The organism is Streptomyces ureilyticus (assembly GCF_011045025.1).
Classification (GTDB): domain Bacteria; phylum Actinomycetota; class Actinomycetes; order Streptomycetales; family Streptomycetaceae; genus Streptomyces; species Streptomyces ureilyticus.
The window spans coordinates 1-17976 of record NZ_JAAKZX010000104.1 but is presented as its reverse complement, the minus strand read 5'-3'; the positions used below and the strand labels follow the sequence as shown (position 1 = coordinate 17976).

Below are 17976 nucleotides of genomic sequence, written 5' to 3'. Positions count from 1 at the left end.
ATCACCAGCCATGGCCCGGTGCGAAGGCGGCCAATTCGTGAAGCCCTCTCGCTCGGACGACCTTGCGCGGCATCCGCCGCCCACCTGCTCGCCTCAGCCCAAGGACATCGGTGCCGTCCAGCACACCGGATCGCCGGTACGGCAAGAACGGTGTCCGTCTGACTCGGAGGGGGAATGGGCGACTCCATTGGTCCCAGTCCGAGCCGATCGCGGCCCGCAGTCCGCCAAGAGCGGTCCGTGTGCCTGAGGAGTCCTGCGGGTGGCGATCAGATGGTGTCCACCTCCTCCAGCCGCACGGCGACCGCGGCGGCGTAACCACTTCCTGCCGTGACGTCACGGACACACCACCCCGCAGGCGAGACTGGCGCCTCGCCCGCTCCGAGGTAGTCGAGGGACGGCGCCCGTCCCAGTCCCATTCCGAGCCCTTTGAGATACGCCTCTTTGCGGGTCCACACCCGGGCGAACGCCGTCGGCCGCGTCAGCACGTCGTGGGCCGCCAACTCCTGTCGCTCTTCCGCGGTCAGCAAATCCGCGACGCGGTCGGCCACCTTGAGGTTCGGCACCCTCTGCAGATCCACGCCGACCGGTGAGGCGGCGAACGCCAACAGGACCCCTCCGCCGCTATGACTCAGCGAGAAGTGCACCGGATCTCCGTGTACCGCTGGCCTGCCGTGCGGCTTCCCACACGAGGGACAGCCGTGCCGGACCAGCCGGATTTCTGCAGGAGGCTGTCGCAGGTACCTGCCCAGGAGCAGGCGCAGCGCGGTGTGCGCTACCACGTACTCCCGTCTGCGACCGTCCCGGGTTAGGCCCTCCGCCTTCGCCCGTTCCCGGCTGTCCAGCACCTGGTGGTCGAGAACCGAAACCGTGGTGCTCACGAACCACAAGTGCGGCATCTCCGTCGCCACCGGCAGCGTGAGCCGCCCAGGCTCCGTCCCGGTGAACTCGCGTCCGACACACGCCTCCTGAGCGCTCGCCCACAAGCCCCTGCCCCCTCTTCCCGAATGGCGTCACCCTGAGCCTGACGTTCAACTCGTTTTAACCCGGTGAGATCGCGTCTCGCCGGGATTAAACATCAAGTTCAGAGGAGGACCACCGTTTTATCGGCCATGATCGCCCGCGGGAGCGGAACGGCAGCACCGGGGAGACAGTTCCGGTGCACGAATTGATGGCTTCGACACGGCAGCCGGAGTCGTCCCCCCGCGCTCCGGTCGCCGAACGCCTCGTACACGTTGAAGTGCAGCTCCATCCCGCGCGCCGATCCGGCAGCATCCCGGCCACAGCAGGGGTGCGGCTGGTTGTCAGCATCAACCCCTCAACAGGGGAAGGGAAACGGCGATGCCCTGGTCCGGACCGACAGCCAGGGCGATCTCCTCCCAGAACCGCTTGCCGGACCCTGTGGGCTCGGTGGCGGTATACGGCTCTCACGGCGAGGCCCTTCGCTGCAACAGCAAGGGGGCGCCTCTACAGCTGGGCCCATACCAGCAGGGCTCGGCCGACGAGTCGCTCGCGCACATCGTCGAAGGCTGTCAGGAAACCAGGAAACGGGCGGTGAGTGGAGCACGCGTTCTGCGAGTGGAAACCCGAATCGCCCCGAAAAGCACCCTCGATAGCCATCTCAAAATATGAGAAAAATGGCGCTTAAGGGGGCGGCTTCGCGCCAGCCAGATTGCGCCTCGCCGAACAATTTGCGACCGGAAACCGTCGACCCGCAGCTCGTTACCGGCAGGTTACATGGACTCATGCATCCACATCGTCGCAGGTAGCCATCTCTTCACCCTTGGTTGACTGGTTGTCAAGTACACACATGTTCAGGCCACGCTCAGCCGAGGCGAGAAATCTTCACTAGATCACCCGGGCGATAAACTCCCACTGGACCGCTCGAAGAGGCGGCTGTTAGCGTTTCAACACCGCTTGAGAAATCGCTTACCCGCGAACCCGGCTTCCCGCCGGACGTGAAGTGCACCCAAGACCGGTGCATGAAGGGACAGGGAATTGGGCACCAAAATGCTAATCGCATGCCCGTTGGTCGATGACGAGTCGTTTAAGTCCACCCATGGCGACATTCGCTATCGCCCTCGCCTGGAGAGCGCCGGCAGTGAAGCGCTCGCGGCTGGGCTCATTGAGCTGCAACCGCAGTTCCTGCTCGTGAACACAGTTCCACCAGCCCCCGTTCTCACCGCATGGCGAAAGTCCGCACCTGACGACCGCCGATTACTCGTCCTGGCGGCAAAGGAGGACCCGGACCGGGTCCAGCCGACAAAGATGCACGGTGTTGAAGTGGCACTCACCTCCCAGCACGTCACATCCGAGGCCGCGGTGGAACTGCTGTCGGCCCTTGAGGAGACATGGGCTGCCGCAACCAAGCGGCGCCTTCCCGCACCAGAGCCGCCACCACAGCCTGCTGCCCTGGGCGCCGAGGGTCGCGTGGTACTCGTCGGAGCGGGAATCGTGAACCTCGTCACCGCGGCAGCGCTGCTCGACGGCGGCTGGGAAGTCGAGTTGATTGATGCCGGGCCCCACCCGGTCAGTGGCGCTCCGTGGCAGTCTTACGGAACTACGTACGGCGGGGATGACGCCCGAATATTCTCGCTGAACGAGACGCGCAACCACCACTACCGCGGCCTGACTGAGAGTGAGAATCTGTCTTATCGCCGCAGCGTTTCCGACGGCGGCTGGCTTTCTCGTTCACTCGAGGATCTGAACACCGAAGACCGATCCTGGCGCGCGGAATTTGAAGGAATTCCTTCCTGGCTCAGAAGGAAGCATGACACGGAAATCATCGCCTTCAACCAACAGAGCCTGCCGCAGTGGACAGAGATGATGCACCGAGATCCGCTACTATTCTCCGAATCGGGTTTGCGTAAGCGTCTTTACCGCGCCTATGGCACCGATGAGCAGTTCAGGCAGGGAATCGAGGACGAGAAAAGCATCGGTTCGTTCAAAAGGGCGCTCACGGCGTCGGAATTACGTGACGAACTGCCGGCGCTGGGCTCGGCATACGCACGCGGTCATGTGCGCCATGTCGTGGAGGTAGTCGGATTCTCAGTGCAGGTCCAGCGGCTTGCCGCCGGGCTCATCGAGCGCATCGAGCGGCGCGGCGGGACGTTCCGCTGGAACCATCGGGTCACCGCCGTCCGCAAGAACGCGGACGGTGAAGTAACCGGGCTCGAGGTTTCCGGAGACCTGGTCAGGGCGCGTCACTACGTCTTCTCCCCCGGCGCGTCGGCTGAGCCGCACCTTCTGCGGAGCCTCGGGCTCGCCAGCAGGATCGCCCGGGTAGCCGGCGTGTGGCTGACACTGCCGAACGTCTCACCAAGGCTGGACTGGCCGCTGAAAGTGACACGCCGCGGCTTCGCCTCGCCAGGCGCGGTTGAGGGCGTGAACGTCGTCCCCGGAATCGATGCGGCAGGGCGGCCGGTGATCCGTCTCGGAGCGGGCTACGGCCATCTGGGCACCAGCCAGGAGCCCCCGAGCACTGGGCAGTTACTCCTACTGTCGCGTGCTCTGCACGAAACCGCAGGGCAGTTGCTGCCGGATGCGTACGCCGAGGCCGGTGTTTCACCGGACGCCCCAACCCCTCCTCGCTTCTGCGTGCGCCCGTGGACGCCGTCGTGCCTGGGGATCTTCCATGCCCTGGCAGCGGAGCGGGGCGGCCGGTGCATCGTCACCGGCGGTCACAACAGCGGAGGCTTCGCCCAGGCCCCGAGCGTTGCATCGGCTGTGCTGGCCGAACTGCGTGGGCGGGGCCACGCCATGCACACCTGGTACCACCCCGAGCGGACCCTGGAGTTCCTGCGTCTGCTCGGTCGCAACGCAGCCACGCACGTGTCATGACCGCGATGGATCGAGGAGTGGGCAACATCAACAGCACCACAAAGCAACTCTCTCCGGACATCACCAGGATGGGAGAGCACGCGGCTGTTCTGACCGAAGGCAACCGGCAACTACGCTTACACGACCCTGCGTTGACGGAGTTGCTGGACCAGGAGGTCGCCTACCAGCGGGACACGCTGGCCATGGTCGCCTACGCGAGCCTGGCCGATCCGTCCGTCCTGTCGGCAGCGGGATCCGTGTTGGGCAACGTAACCGTAGAGGGGTACGTGAAGTCCCGCTATCACCCCGGTACCGCTGCCTTTGACGGCGTAGAGGAACTGGCTGTGGAGAGGGCGAAGGCAGCCTTCGGAGCGATGTACGCGAACGTGCAGCCGCATTCGTGTTCCTCCGCCAACATGAGCGTGCTGTTCAGCCTGCTCCGCCCTGGTGACACGATCCTGGGCCTCGACCTGGATGCCGGCGGCCATCTCACGCACGGTTCCTCCGCGTCGGTGACCGGCCGTTACTTCCAGGCCCTGCGATACGGACTGGATGCTCAGGGGATCATCGACTACGACCAGGTCGCCGACCTTGCCCGTCGGCATCGCCCCAAGCTGATCATCGCGGGAGCGAGTGCGTATCCCCGGACCATCGACTACGCACGGTTTCGAGCAGTGGCCGACGAGGTCGGCGCCTACCTCCTGGCGGACATCTCCCACATCGCCGGCCTCGTGGCGGCCGGGCAGCACCCAAGCCCAATCGACCTCGCGCACATCACGACGACCAGTACCTACAAGCAGCTCGGCGGACCGCGCGGCGGGCTGATCCTGATTGGCCGCGACTGGGACACGCTTGGCCCCGATGGCAAGACCGCTCTGGCGACGCTGATGCAGCGGGGCGTTTTCCCGCGATCCCAGGGAACGCCCAGCCCCTCAGCCATCGCGGCCAAGGCGCGGGCCCTCGACTTGGTGACGCAGCCGGCGTTCAAGGAACTCGGCGCCCGCATCGCGTCCAACGCCCGTGCCCTGTCGACGAGCCTCGCCCGTCTCGGTCATCACGTGCTCACGGGCGGCACCGACAACCACATGGTCCTGCTGGACGTCTCGCGTAGCGGTCTAACCGGGCTGGTCGCCGAAGAGGCGCTGGAGTCCTGCGGAATCCTAGCGAACAAGAACCGGATCCCAGGTGACACCAAGTCCCCCCTCATCGCCAGCGGGCTGCGCCTGGGCACCAACATCCTGTCCCAACGGGGCATGGGCACACCCGAGATGGAGATCTGTGCGGAACTCGTCGACTCAGTGCTGACCAATGTCACCGCTGTGGGTGACAGGGAGTACCGGCTCGACGCGGGCGTGCGGAGGGCCGCCCAGGACGCCGTCGCAGACCTGTGCCACCGGTTTCCGGTGGACGGCTACCACATCGCACCCTCCAGCAGCATCTGAGCCTGAGCGACTCCCCCACCCATCGGCACACCATGGAGGCACCATGCCCGCGCCCACCCAGATCGACATGCGCAGCGACACCCTGAGTCTGCTGACCCCCGAGATGCGCAAGGCCATGGCCGAGGCTGAAGTCGGCGACGACCTCTACGGCGGCGACCCCACCACCGGGCGGCTGGAGCAGCACTGCGCCGAGCTGTTCGGGAAGGAGGCGGCTCTCTTCACCACAAGCGGCACGCTCAGCAACCAACTCGCCCTCCGCGTCCACACGGCCCCCGGAGACGAGATCATCACTGACACCAAGTACCACATCAACTTCTACGAGAGCGCTGCCAGCGCCGGCCTCGCCGGAGTGGCTCTGAACACCGTCGACAGCCCCGACGGCGTTCTCACCCCGGAACTGCTGCGGTTCGCCCTGCAGCGCAAGAAGCGGGCACCGCAGTGTTCCGCTCCGGCGCTGGTCTGCCTGGAGAACACCGTCAACTTCCACAGCGGGCGCGTGGTCTCCCTCGACAGCTTGCGCGCCCTGCGCCATGACACGCTTACCGCGGGGCTCGCCACGCACATTGACGGTGCACGGTTGGCGAACGCGAGTGTTGCCTCGGGGTCGTCGCTCGCCGAGTTCGCCGACACCGCAGACACCGTCTCGATGTGCTTCGCGAAGGGGCTCGCGGCACCGTTCGGCAGCATCCTGGTTGGCCCCGCCGACCTCATCGAGAAGGCGGCCGCCCACCGCATGTCGTACGGCGGAGGGATGCACCAATCAGGGGTGGTGGCAGCCGCCGCCCTGTATGCGCTCCAGCACAACGTCGAGCGCATGACCGAGGACCACCACCACGCACGGTTGCTGTGCAAGCTGCTGTCTGATCACCCAGCGTTCGGAGTCGAGCCTGACACCGTGCAGACGAACATCCTCGTGGTGGACGTCTCGAGCACCGGACTGTCGGCGGCAGCGTTCGTACGGGCGGCAGCCGATAAGGGAGTCCTGCTGGCCGAGTGGACGGCAACGAGCTTCCGCGCGGTCACCCGACTCGGTCTCGACGAGACGGCGATCCGTACGGTCGCCGAGCGGCTGCTGGCGCTCGCCGACCAGGTCAAGGGTTCCGCTGCCGCGTAATTCGGAGCCGGGAAACCTGAGGGTCCAGGAGGTCGGCACCACCGGCCTCCTGGACCCTCGAACCCCATGTGCTGATGAACTGATCACACCCGCACCGAGGCGGGGCAAGCAGAACGGGACTCGATGACATCACTGGACTGGGCTGACTTCGGCGGAATATCGCTGACTGCCCTGCTCTTCTTGTGCGCGGCAGCGCTGCTGGCAGGAGCCGTCGACGCGATCGTCGGTGGAGGAGGTCTGATCCAGCTACCGGCCATGATCGTGATCATGCCGGGCGGCAGCATCATCTACTCCCTGGCCACCAGCAAGATCGTCGGAGCCGTCGGCACATCGGCGGCGGCCTACACCTATTCACGCAAGACGTCGATGGACTGGGGCGCGATCGTGCGCATGTCGGCGGCCACCTTCCCAGCAGCGGTGGCAGGCGCAGCGTGCGCATCGGCGCTGCCGGCCAGCGCACTCAACGTCGTCGTGCTCATTGCCCTCGCGCTCGTTGTCGTCTACACGCTGCGCAAGCCCGACCTCGGGGTCATCGAGGCGCCCCGATTCGACCGCCGTACGCAAATGACGGTCATGGCATTGGGTGGTGCGGCGATCGGCTTCTGGGACGGCCTGGGCCCGCCAGGAACCGGATCCTTCCTGGTCTTCCTGCTGGTAGGGCTCGTCGGCTATTCCTTCCTCAGCGCGTCCGCCACCTCGAAGGTCGTCAACGTGGCCACCAACATCGGTGCGCTCGTCTTCTTCATCCCCGCGGGCAAGGTCCTGTGGGGACTCGGCCTCGTCATGGCGGTCTGCAACATCGTCGGCGGTGTCCTGGGAGCCACCCTGGCCGTACGGCGAGGCGCCGCCTTTGTTCGCCGTATCTTCCTCGCCGTGGTGGGCGCTTTGATCGTCAGCGTCAGCGTCAAGTTCCTCATCTGACAGCACGAGACCCTGGCTATGGATCACACAACGTCGCGATTACGGCATGCCCCAGTTCAGGCTGTTGACCGGGCCCTGCACCTGCTGGACCTCCTGGCCGCTGCAGGCGGAACCAGCACGATCAGCGGTCTGGCCACGTCCGCCGGGCTCTCACTGCCCACCACCCACCGGCTGCTCCACTCCCTGGTAGAGCGCGGGTACGTGCGCCAGGACACTGACCGCCGATACGCCCTTGCTCCCCGGCTGATCCGCCTCGGCGAGGCCGCCACGCAGAGGATTGGCATACACAGCCGCCCCCACCTGCAGCACGTTGCGCGGACCACCGGGGCGACAGCGAGCCTGGCACTGCTGGCCGGAGACACAGTAACCCAGACTCATGAAGTCCTTCCCGACCGCCCCGTGCGCACTTCCGCCGGGGCCGGCCATGAGATCGATCCGCACTGTGCCGCGGCCGGGAAGGTCCTTCTGGCGCAATTGCCTACGCAACGGGTGCAGCAGATCCTCGAACGGGGACCACTACCGAAGCGGACACCGTTCACCCGAACCGGTCCCGCGGCCCTCCTCAAGCATCTGGTTGCGGTACGCAAGACCGGTTACGCGGTCGACGACCAGGAGTCGGAGATCGGGATACGCGGCCTCGCCGTTCCCATCCCCGGAACTCCGAGCCCGACGGCCCTGGCCATCTACGGTCCCAGCACCGGGATTCCGCTGCCGAACGCCCGGGACGGTGAGCCGGACCTAATCTCCGTCCTGCGCCAGGCCGCCGCTCACATCAGCCGCTCGGCTACAACGCCCTCCACCTGACGATCGCTTCCGGGAGCATTCTTATGGAATTCAAGAAGTCGGGCAGGCTGACCCGCGTCGGCTACGAAATACGCGGACCGATGCTCGAACACGCCGATGCCCTGGAGACCGCAGGGAACCCCGTGATGCGGCTGAACACCGGTGACCCGGCGATGTTCGGTCTCCGCGCCGCCGACAACGTCCTCCAAGACGTCATCGCCCACCTGCCGGAATCGCAGGGATACAGCGCCCCTCAAGGCATCGTGCCCGCCCGACTGTCCGTAGCCGACTACTACGCCCGCCGAGGCGTGCCCGACGTCACTGCCGACGATGTCTATCTGGGCAACGGTGTCTCCGAACTGATCTGTATGGCGACGCAAGCCCTACTGGATGACGGGGACGAGGTACTGATCCCCGCACCGGACTTCCCCCTGTGGACAGCCGCCACGACGCTGGCCAGTGGCAAAGCCGTGCACTACCTGTGCGACGAGGAGTCCGACTGGTACCCAGACCTCGCGGACATGACCGCAAAAGTCACCGACCGGACCCGCGCCGTCGTCCTGATCAATCCGAACAACCCGACCGGTGCCGTGTATCCCCGAGACGTGCTCGAGGCCGTGCTCGACCTCGCGCGACGGCACCACCTGATCGTGTTCGCGGACGAGATCTACGACCGGATCGTCTACGACGACGCCCTCCACCACTGTGCCGCCGCGATCGCCCCCGATGTCCTCTGCCTAACCTTCAGCGGCCTGTCCAAGGCGTACCGATTAGCCGGTCTCCGCTCCGGCTGGCTCGCCATATCCGGCCCGAAGCAGCACGCGAAGGACTACCTGGCGGGACTGTCCTTGCTCGCCGCTGTGCGGCTGTGCCCCAACGTTCCAGCGCAGCACGCCATCCGCATTGCGCTCGACGCCGACCACAGCATCGACGACCTAGTGCTGCCCGCCGGACGCCTTGCCGAACAGCGCGATCTCGCATGGGAATTGCTTAACGCGATTCCAGGAGTGTCATGCGTCAAACCGAAGGGTGCCCTCTACGCCTTCCCGCGCCTCGAGCCGACCGTCTACCCCGTGGAGGACGACGGCCAGCTCGCCTTTGACCTGCTACGAGAGGAGAAGGTGTTGGTCGTACGCGGAACCGGTTTCAACTGGCCACGCCCCGACCACTTCCGTCTCCTCACTTTGCCCGGCGCTGACGACCTCACTACAGCCATCACCCGGATCGGGCATTTCCTGGGGCGTTACCACAAGTGACGGACACGACGCCGGACGCGGAAACAGGAGGCACACCGACCATGGATCACCCGCAGGACCAAAGTGCTCCGGCCGTCGCGGCAACGACCGGGCTGCCCACGGAGATTGTCGCCCAGGCCGATCAGACGGCCAGGCGTGCCGTCACCGTCTTCCCACTGCTTGTGCTCGCTGCGGGTGGCCTCGGCTTGGCCATGCCGTCATCGTTCGCCGAAGGCAAGCCCGCGATCCCCTACTTGCTCGGCCTGATCATGTTCTGCATGGGGCTGACGATGACCTCGCAGGACTTCCACAGCGTCGTCAGACGACCCTGGATCGTGGGCCTCGGCCTGGTTGCCCATTACGTGATCATGCCGGGCCTCGGCTGGGCAATCGCCCATCTGCTGAACCTGTCCCCCCAACTGGCCGTGGGGGTGATCCTCGTCGGATGCGCGCCGAGCGGCACTGCGTCCAACGTGGTGACCTTCCTGGCCAGGGGAGACGTCGCGCTGTCGATGTCTGTAGCAACGGTTTCCACGATCCTCGCCCCCCTCATCACGCCATACCTGGTCCTGCTGCTGGCAGGACACCTACTCGACGTCGAGGCCGCCCCTATGGTCGTCGACATCCTCAAGACCGTGCTGGTCCCCGCGGTAGCCGGCCTGCTGGTACGGCGACTGGCCAGCGGACTGGTGCGACGCTGCCTGCCCGCTCTCCCTTGGCTGTCTGCCGTGACCGTCGGGGTGATCGTCCTGATAGTCGTGGCCGCAAGTGCCTCCGCGCTCAAGGACGCGGCGGCTGTAGTCCTGCTCGCCGTGGTGCTACACAACGGCCTCGGCTTGGTCCTCGGCTATGGAGCGGGCAGACTCGCCAAGCTGGAACCCGCCGCGAGCCGGGCGATGGCCTTCGAGGTTGGCATGCAGAACTCCGGGCTCGCCGCCTCCCTGGCCGCAACGTACTTCGCCCCACTTGCAGCTCTCCCAGCAGCGGTCTTTTCGGTCTGGCACAACCTGTCCGGCGCCCTGGTCGCGGCATGGATGAACCGCCGTTCCAGATAGCCGACGCGGTCTGCCCAGGGGGTTAGCTTCCGAAGATCGTCTCACGCGTTGCTCGTGCTCGGATGGCCTGCTGGCGGGTGGTGCGAAGTGGAGCAGCGCCTGGCAGAACACGGGCAAGGTCTTCACGAAGGAAGACGGCTCCTGGCTCCACCCCGAGACAGTCTCGGAAACGTTCCGCCGCATCCTCTCCACGACCGACTTGCCGCCCGTCACCCTGCGGGACCTCCGCCACGTCTCCGCGACGCTCACGCACGGAGGCGGCGGCGGCATCCACTCGGTGAAGGAGACGCTGCGGCACTCCACCATCACGCTGACCTCGGACACGTACACAAGCCTGCTCCCTGAGCTGGACCGTGAAATCGCCGAGAAGGCAGCGAAGCTGATCCCCCGGTCGCGTCCGGCAGCCGCCGATTCGTCCGCCCCGACCGCAATCGATCCGCAGGCCACGGGCACATCCGCTCACGCATCGCTCACGCAGTGGCTTGAAAACGAAGCAGCGCCCGAGCCAGCCGAAGCCGACCCAGACGCTGCGTAGCAGGTCAGAGGGCGTTTCCCTCTTCCGTTTCCGGTAGGCCCTGTGGGACTCGAACCCACAACCAATGGATTAAAAGTCCACTGCTCTGCCAATTGAGCTAAGGGCCCTGGCGATGTTGCTCCCCCGAGCATAGCCGGACGTGGCCGGGTCTCCGATCGGGTATCGGGGTCCCGGCCACGGTGGGTGGGGTGAAGCGTCAGGGATCTACCGGTTCCGGGGCGTTCGCGCGGGCCGCTTCTCGGGCTCGGGTGCGTTCGTGGTCGGGGTTGAGGAACCAGTGGCGGGCCGAGGCGTACCACCAGGTGGCGGCGAAGCCCAGGACTACGAGGACGGCGATGGGGGCGTAGTTGAAGGTTTCCCAGGTGACCGGGGAGACCTGGGGGAGCATGAAGAGGATCGTGATGACGACGACCCAGGCCACCGCGATTACGCCGATCGGGCCCGACCAGCGGCCCAGATGCCACGGTCCGCGTTCGAAGCCGTCGCCCTTGCGGAGCCGGAGCAGGGTCGGGATGACGTACGCGATGTAGAGGCCGATCACGGCGATCGAGGTCACCGCCGCGTACGCGGTCACGTTGATCAGGTACGGCAGTCCGAGCACCAGCGCTCCCAGCGCCGCCAGCCACACGGCCGCGACAGGCGTGCGGGTGCGCGGGCTGACCGTGTGCCAGACGTGTGAGAAGGGCAACGCCCCGTCGCGCGAAAAGGCGTAGACCATGCGGGAGTTGGCGGTCACGGACGCCATGCCGCAGAACAGCTGGGCGCCGATGATGACCAGCAGGAGCAGCTTGCCCGCCGTCGCGCCGAGCGCGTCGAGGAGGATCTGCGCGGGCGGCACACCCGTCGGGGACTCGAGGGCACCGCTGTACGACTGGATGGCGAAGGTGAAGCCCAGCAGGAGTACGAAGCCCGCTATCCACGACGTCCAGATCGACTGCACGATGCCCTTCGGGCCCGCCGTGGACGCGTCGCGCGTCTCCTCCGTCATGTGCGCGGAGGCGTCGTACCCGGTGAAGGTGTACTGCGCCATCAGCAGGCCGAGGAGGACGACGTACAGGCTGCTGCCCCACCCCGTGTTGTTCACGAACTCCGTGAACACGAAGGACGCCGACTGGTGGCTGTCCGGGGCGAAGGTGAGCGCGCCCACGATGACCGCGACGCCCAGCACGTGCCACCACACGCTGACGCTGTTGAGCAGGCCGACGATGCGTACGCCGAAGGTGTTGAGGAGGCCGTGCAGGATGAGGATCCCGGCGAAGAGCAGGATCGTACGGCCGGGTGTGACCTCGAAGTCGAACTGCAGATTGAGGTACGCGCCCAGGAACGAGGCCGCGCCGAAGTCGATCCCGGCGGTCACCGCGACCTGGCCGAGGACGTTGAACCAGCCCGTGAACCAGGCCCAGGCGGCGGCCGTTCGCTTCGGTGCCAGCCGGTGCGACCAGAAGTACAGGCCCGCTGAGGTCGGGTACGCCGAACAGATCTCGGCCATCGCGAGGCCGACGAACAGCGTCATCAGGCCGACCGCCGCCCAGCCCCACATCATCACGGCGGGGCCGCCGGTGTTCATGCCGAACAGGTACAGGGTCATGCACCCGGACAGCACGGAGATGATCGTGAACGAGACCGCGTAGTTGGAGAACGCGGACATGCGGCGGGCGAGGACCTGGGTGTAGCCGAGCTGTGCCAGCCGTTCCTCGTCGGAGACGGCTGGCGCGGTGACCGATGCGGGGGCGGTCGGCGCCGGCCGCCCGACGGAGGGGTCGCTCGCGCCGGAGGGCGGGGACGGTGTTGTCATGTCCCGAGCGTTTCCCTCGCCGGGGGTGTGACATGCGCCACGGATGAGCTCGGTTTGGCTAAAAATGGGCGACGGTCCGGGCCCACGTGGCCGCCTCCGCCGGTCGGTCGGCTCGCTTGCGACCCGCGAACGCCGCAGGGCCCGGACGACCGAAGTCGTCCGGGCCCTGTCAGCGGCAGATCGGGTCAGCCGTTGCGCTTCCAGCGCGGCTTGTCGTCGCGGCGGCCAAACGATGAACCAGTGCCGGAGCCGGAGCCCGCGCCACGGTGGTCGTCACGACGGCCGTACGGGCGGTCGTGGCCGCCGGAACGGAAGCCGCCCGAGGGACGGTCGCCCTGACGGTCGCGGTTGAACGGGCGGTCGCTGCCCCGGTGCCCGGAGGGACGGTCGTCCCGGCGGAAACCCCCGGAGGGACGGTCGCCGTCACGCCGGTCGTCGCGGCGGAAGCCACCGGAACCACCTGACGGACGGTCATCCCGACGGAAACCACCACGGTCACCATCACGACGCTCATCACGGCGGAACCCACCACGGTCACCGTCACGCCGGTCGTCCCGGCGGTCATCGCGACGGAAACCGCCACGCTCACCGTCACGACGGTCCCGGCGCTCGTAGCTGCCCCGCTCGTCACGACGCTGACGCGGCTGCTCGTACGCCGGCGCGGACGCCTGCTCCGGCACGGCGGCGGCAAGCGCGGCCTCGGCCGCGGCGGCCTCCACGACGGCGGCGGCCTCGGCGAGCGCGGCCTCCGGGTCGTCGCCCCGCTCGCGCGCGGCGCGGGCGAGCAGGCGGTCGGCCTCCTCGCGCAGCTCGGTGGCACGCCGCTGCGCGCGCTCCAGCTGCTTGGTGAGCTGGGCGACCTCGCGCTCGGCCTGCTGAGCGGCGTTGCCCGCGGACTCGGCCTGCACCTCGGTCATCGACCGGGCGCCGGTGATCTCCGCGACCTCCGGGTCGAAGGCGGCACCGCCCTGGATGATGTGGCGCGAGGCGTCGACGCCCGCGTCCTCCATCTGACGGAAGATCTGCCGCCGCTGGTGCGGCAGGGACAGCGACACGACCGTGCCGGAGCGGCCCGCGCGGGCCGTACGGCCGGAGCGGTGCAGGTAGTCCTTGTGGTCACCGGCCGGGTCGACGTTCAGGACCAGGTCGATGCCGTCGACGTGGATGCCGCGGGCGGCGACGTCGGTGGCGACGAGCGCGTTGACGTAACCGTCCTTGAAGTCGGCCAGCGTCCGCGTCCGCGCGCCCTGCGTCATACCGCCGTGCAGCGCGTCGGCCTTCACGCCCGCGTCACGGAGCTGCTCGGCGATACGGTCGGCGCCCAGCTGCGTACGTACGAAGATGATCGTGCGGCCCTTGCGGGAGGCGATCGCGGCGGTGACCGGCGCCTTGTCCTTGGGCTTCACGATGAGGATGTGGTGCGACATGGTCGTCACCGCGCCCTGGGCGGCGTCGACCTCGTGCGTGACCGGGTTGCTCAGGTAGCGCTTGACCAGCGTGGAGATCTCGTTCTCCATCGTGGCCGAGAACAGCATGCGCTGGCCGCCGGGCGGGACCTGGTCGAGGAGTTCGGTGACCTCGGGCAGGAAGCCCAGGTCGGACATCTGGTCGGCCTCGTCGATCACGGCGACCTGGACATTCTCCAGAGAGCAGGCGCCGCGGCTGATGATGTCGCGCAGGCGGCCCGGGGTGGCGACGAGGATGTCGACGCCACGCTCGAGGGCGTAGATCTGGTTGCCCATCGACGTACCGCCGCAGACGACCTTCATCTTCAGGCCGAGCACATCGCCGTACGGCTGGAGGGCGTCCGCGACCTGCATCGCGAGCTCACGGGTCGGGGTGAGGATGACGCCGCGGGGCTTCTTCTTCTCGGTGTGACCGCCGGACAGCTGCGCGAGCAGCGGCAGACCGAAGGAGAGGGTCTTGCCGGAGCCGGTGCGGCCACGGCCGAGGATGTCCTTGCCGGCCAGGGCGTCCGGGATGGTCGCGGCCTGGATCGGGAAGGGGGTGGTCACGCCGTTCTGCGCGAGCTTGCGCACGATGCCGTCGGGCAGACCCAGGTCGCCGAAGGTGACCTCGGGGGCCTCGGGGGTCGTGGGGGCCTCGGCCGCGGCGGCCTCGGGCACTTCGACGGCCTCGTTCTCGGGCACGACGATGTGATCAGTACTGGAAATGGACATGCGAATGCGAAACCTTCCGGAGTCTCGTCGGCACGCGCCCGTCAACTCCGTGTTCGCAAATCGACCGCCTCAATGCGGTCCAGCCACGGCAAGGGAGAGTACGCGCCACACGGCGCGCTCTGCATTGGCGCCGGGCAAATGGGATCAAACGATCTACCAAGATACGCACCCTCCGACCCTCAAGGCAAATCGGCCCGACAGCCCCGGCCCGACCCTGGTCGCGTAGCCCAGGCCGGCCACCGTCGTACCTGGTCAGCCGCTTACGCCCGCCTGCGGCGCCGGCTCCCGCTGCGCGAGCTGCGTCGTGGGTTCCGGGTGGGCCGAGGAGGACGGCTCCGCGGTGGTCGGGGTGGGCGACGGCGTGGGCGACTGCTTCGGCGGTTTCGGCTGGGGATTCGTACGGGTCGGGGTGGGATGCGCCTTGGTCGGCCCGGGGACCTGCGGTTTCGGCTTCTTCTGCCCCGGCTCGGACGGCGACGATGGGTCGCCGGCGGCGTCCCGCGTCGGCGCTGCCGACACGTCCCCGTCCCCGCCTTCGCCACCGCCGCCCGACGTCGACGCACCGGGCTCCGCCGAGCCGTGTTCTTCGTCACCAGCCCCGCCGAGCCCGGAGCCACCGCCGCCGCCCGTCACCGCCGAACCGCCGTCGGGCGCCGCACCGCCCCGCTGGCCCGCGGAGTGCGACGGCCTGGCACTGCTCGCATCGTCGTCGTCATTGCTGACGTTCATACAGCCGGCCGTCGCCGTGACGGCCAGGGCCACGGCGGCCAGACGGACAGGTACGTACATGGCGCGCACGGGCAGCCACCTCCGGGGCGGGGACGAGCAGTCCCCCTGCCCAACTCCCGCCGCCCGCAAGAGGACACGCCGCCCGAAGAACAGGTTTCAACAGTCGTACGGTACGGATCTCATCCCTATCCGCGTCCGTACGCGAAGCCGCACGTACGAGCCTCGTACAGACAAGCCTCGTACGTACGGGCCTCATCCGTACCCGAGGGCGTGCAGCCGCGCGTCGTCGATCCCGAAGTGGTGGGCGATCTCGTGAACCACCGTCACTTCCGTTTCGGCCACGACGTCCTCGCGCGACTCGCACATCCGCAGCGTCGGCCCCCGGTAGATGGTGATCCGGTCCGGCAGCACACCGGCGTACCACTCACCGCGGTCCGTCAGCGGAGTCCCCTCGTACAGCCCGAGCAGCTCGGGATCGTCGCTCGGCGGTTCGTCTTCGACGAACACCGCCACGTTGTCCATCAGCCGTGTCAGCTCCGGCGGGATCCGGTCCAGGGCCTCGGAGACCAGTTCCTCGAACTCCTCGCGCGTCATCTCCAGCACAGAGCCATTGTCGGGTACGGACGTCACCCGCGAGAGCCGTACGAGGACCCGATCGGGCGGCATAGCGGGCCTCGGACTTGGGCATACGGGACCAATGGCCCGCGTCCCCGCCGCCGCTCTGCACCGCGTACGAAAGGCTCCACGTGCGCTCGTACGCCACTATCGCGCTCGCCACACCCACCCGGTCATCGAACTCGTCCACCAGCCGCACCCGTACACCCGAGCTCTCGGACTCATCGCCGTCGTCCTGATGGGGGCGTGGCTGGGCCTGCTGATCGTGGGAAACGTACGCGCTCCGGTCGGCCCCATGGACACCACCATGACCCTGCGCCCCTCCTTCACCGGCGGCACGAAGATCAACGTCTCGCCGCTCGGCGCCCTCGAACTGCGCAGCCATGTCGCGCCGATCCGCCTCGACGTCGACGTGGACCAGCTCGACCCCGTCCGCTCCCAGGCCCTCGTCGACCACCCCGAACGGCTCTCCGGCCTCCAGGACGAGGTCACCAGCGACGTCGGCGACGGCACGCTCGACCTGGCCGTACGCTCCTCAGTCGCCGTCGTCTCCGGGGCCACCGCCCTCGGTCTCGCCGTCTACCGCCGCCCGCGCCGCGCCCTGGCGGCCGGCGGCCTGGCCCTCACCCTCCTGGCGGCCTCGGGGGCAACGGCTTTCGCGACGTGGAACCCCAAGTCGGTCCTGGAGCCGAAGTTCTCAGGACTGCTGTCCTCCGCCCCCTCGGTGGTCGGCAACGCCCGCAGCATCGTCAGCGAATTCGACGTCTACCAGAAGGAGTTGGCGCGCCTGGTCACGAACGTGACGAAGCTGTACGACGCCACGTCCACGCTTCCCGCGTACGCCCCCGATCCCTCCACCATCCGTGTCCTGCACGTCTCCGACATCCATCTCAATCCGGCGAGCTGGAAGATCATCGCCTCGCTGGTGAAGCAGTACAAGATCAATGTGATCGTCGACTCCGGCGACACCATGGACCACGGCTCCGCGGCGGAGAACGGCTTCCTGGACCCGGCCGCCAATCTGGGCGCTCCGTACGTATGGGTGCGCGGCAATCACGATTCGCGGGAGACGCAGGCGTATCTGGAGCGCATGAAGAACGTGCACGTACTGGACGACGGGCGGGCCGTGTCCGTCGCGGGACTGCGGTTCGCGGGTATGGGCGACCCACAGTTCACCCCCGACCGCTCCAAGGAGGTGACCGCCTCGGAGGAGCTGGCGGGCGCCCGTCTGGCCTCCGCGATCCGTGACCAGGAGACGGCGGGTACGCCCGTGGACATCGCCATCGCGCACAACCCGGACGCCGCGCGCGAGGTGGACGGCACGGTGCCGCTCGTCCTGGCGGGCCACCTCCACCATCCGGAGATGGAGGTCATGAAGTACGGCACGCGCCTGCGCATCGAAGGCTCGACGGGCGGAAGCGGGCTGCGCGCGCTGCAGAACAAGTACCCCGACCCGATCGAGACCTCAGTCCTGTACCTGGACCGTGAGACCCGCCGCCTCCAGGCCTGGGACGAGATCAAGCTGGGCGGCCTGGGCCTGACCACGGCGGAGGTCAGCCGCCACCTGCCGGAGGAGAACCGGCCGGGCGCGTCCCCGACGCCGTCGCCTGGCTCCCCATCTCCTGGCTCCCCATCTCCTGGTTCCCCGTCGCCGTCTCTCGCCGACGCCTTCAAGGCCACCGGACATCCCTGGTACGCGGGCTTCATCAGCTTCGGCGCCGCGGTCGGCCTGACGACGGTCTGCATGATCCTTCTG

Annotated in this window: 13 protein-coding genes, 1 tRNA gene and 1 pseudogene; 9 read left to right on the top strand and 6 right to left on the bottom strand. The window is 67.6% G+C overall.

Annotated features, from left to right (window positions below):
* Positions 1-266: 266 nt before the first annotated feature.
* Positions 267-644 (bottom strand): 4'-phosphopantetheinyl transferase family protein, encoded by a 378-nt coding sequence (locus tag G6048_RS51540; protein ID WP_328827169.1) that lies wholly within the window; start codon positions 642-644, stop codon positions 267-269.
* Positions 645-2025: 1381 nt separating this feature from the next.
* On the opposite strand from G6048_RS51540, the gene G6048_RS28005 reads away from it, so the two are divergent.
* The 8 genes and pseudogenes from G6048_RS28005 to G6048_RS27970 form a co-directional block, all read left to right on the top strand.
* On the top strand, positions 2026-3837 hold the full coding sequence (locus tag G6048_RS28005) for an NAD(P)/FAD-dependent oxidoreductase (RefSeq protein WP_165342367.1): 1812 nt from the start codon (positions 2026-2028) through the stop codon (positions 3835-3837).
* Entirely contained in the window at positions 3834-5258 is a 1425-nt protein-coding gene (locus G6048_RS28000) for a serine hydroxymethyltransferase (RefSeq protein WP_235990413.1), read from the top strand. The genes G6048_RS28005 and G6048_RS28000 overlap by 4 nt, the downstream gene beginning before the upstream one ends.
* Positions 5259-5301: 43 nt before the next feature.
* Positions 5302-6372, top strand: a complete 1071-nt coding sequence (locus G6048_RS27995; protein WP_165342366.1) for a threonine aldolase family protein — start codon at positions 5302-5304, stop codon at positions 6370-6372.
* Positions 6373-6495: 123 nt separating this feature from the next.
* Entirely contained in the window at positions 6496-7293 is a 798-nt protein-coding gene (locus G6048_RS27990; protein WP_165342365.1) for a sulfite exporter TauE/SafE family protein, read from the top strand.
* Between the two features lie 18 nt (positions 7294-7311).
* Entirely contained in the window at positions 7312-8097 is a 786-nt protein-coding gene (locus tag G6048_RS52235; protein ID WP_165342364.1) for an IclR family transcriptional regulator, read from the top strand.
* Between the two features lie 23 nt (positions 8098-8120).
* Entirely contained in the window at positions 8121-9332 is a 1212-nt protein-coding gene (locus tag G6048_RS27980; protein ID WP_165342363.1) for a pyridoxal phosphate-dependent aminotransferase, read from the top strand.
* 41 nt (positions 9333-9373) lie between these two features.
* A complete protein-coding gene (locus G6048_RS27975; RefSeq protein ID WP_165342362.1) occupies positions 9374-10366 on the top strand; it encodes a bile acid:sodium symporter family protein in 993 nt (330 codons plus the stop codon).
* An 85-nt stretch (positions 10367-10451) separates the two neighbouring features.
* Positions 10452-10901, top strand: a pseudogene (locus G6048_RS27970) (site-specific integrase); the annotation flags it as partial.
* A gap of 34 nt (positions 10902-10935) precedes the next feature.
* Here G6048_RS27970 and G6048_RS27965 read toward each other — a convergent pair.
* The 5 genes from G6048_RS27965 to G6048_RS27945 form a co-directional block, all read right to left on the bottom strand.
* Positions 10936-11008, bottom strand: a tRNA-Lys gene (locus tag G6048_RS27965).
* An 89-nt stretch (positions 11009-11097) separates the two neighbouring features.
* Entirely contained in the window at positions 11098-12696 is a 1599-nt protein-coding gene (locus G6048_RS27960; RefSeq protein ID WP_235990411.1) for an amino acid permease, read from the bottom strand.
* Between the two features lie 185 nt (positions 12697-12881).
* Entirely contained in the window at positions 12882-14876 is a 1995-nt protein-coding gene (locus G6048_RS27955) for a DEAD/DEAH box helicase (RefSeq protein ID WP_165342361.1), read from the bottom strand.
* A gap of 252 nt (positions 14877-15128) precedes the next feature.
* Positions 15129-15665: a hypothetical protein gene (locus G6048_RS27950; RefSeq protein ID WP_206342217.1), complete on the bottom strand. Its 537-nt coding sequence runs from the start codon at positions 15663-15665 to the stop codon at positions 15129-15131.
* 192 nt (positions 15666-15857) lie between these two features.
* A complete protein-coding gene (locus G6048_RS27945; protein ID WP_328770542.1) occupies positions 15858-16208 on the bottom strand; it encodes a metallopeptidase family protein in 351 nt (116 codons plus the stop codon).
* Positions 16209-16302: 94 nt separating this feature from the next.
* Between G6048_RS27945 and G6048_RS27940 the strand changes: the two genes are divergently transcribed.
* Positions 16303-17976 (top strand): metallophosphoesterase family protein (locus G6048_RS27940; protein WP_165342358.1); only part of this gene is annotated, 1674 nt, incomplete at its 3' end.

Bases quoted from the DNA above. Each gene is read 5' to 3' on its own strand.
- G6048_RS28000 (WP_235990413.1), top strand. From the start codon at position 3,834: ATGACCGCGATGGATCGAGGAGTGGGCAACATCAACAGCACCACAAAG.
- G6048_RS27995 (WP_165342366.1), top strand. From the start codon at position 5,302: ATGCCCGCGCCCACCCAGATCGACATGCGCAGCGACACCCTGAGTCTG.
- G6048_RS27990 (WP_165342365.1), top strand. From the start codon at position 6,496: ATGACATCACTGGACTGGGCTGACTTCGGCGGAATATCGCTGACTGCC.
- G6048_RS52235 (WP_165342364.1), top strand. From the start codon at position 7,312: ATGGATCACACAACGTCGCGATTACGGCATGCCCCAGTTCAGGCTGTT.
- G6048_RS27980 (WP_165342363.1), top strand. From the start codon at position 8,121: ATGGAATTCAAGAAGTCGGGCAGGCTGACCCGCGTCGGCTACGAAATA.
- G6048_RS27975 (WP_165342362.1), top strand. From the start codon at position 9,374: ATGGATCACCCGCAGGACCAAAGTGCTCCGGCCGTCGCGGCAACGACC.
- G6048_RS27960 (WP_235990411.1), bottom strand. From the start codon at position 12,696: ATGACAACACCGTCCCCGCCCTCCGGCGCGAGCGACCCCTCCGTCGGG.
- G6048_RS27955 (WP_165342361.1), bottom strand. From the start codon at position 14,876: ATGTCCATTTCCAGTACTGATCACATCGTCGTGCCCGAGAACGAGGCC.
- G6048_RS27950 (WP_206342217.1), bottom strand. From the start codon at position 15,665: ATGTACGTACCTGTCCGTCTGGCCGCCGTGGCCCTGGCCGTCACGGCG.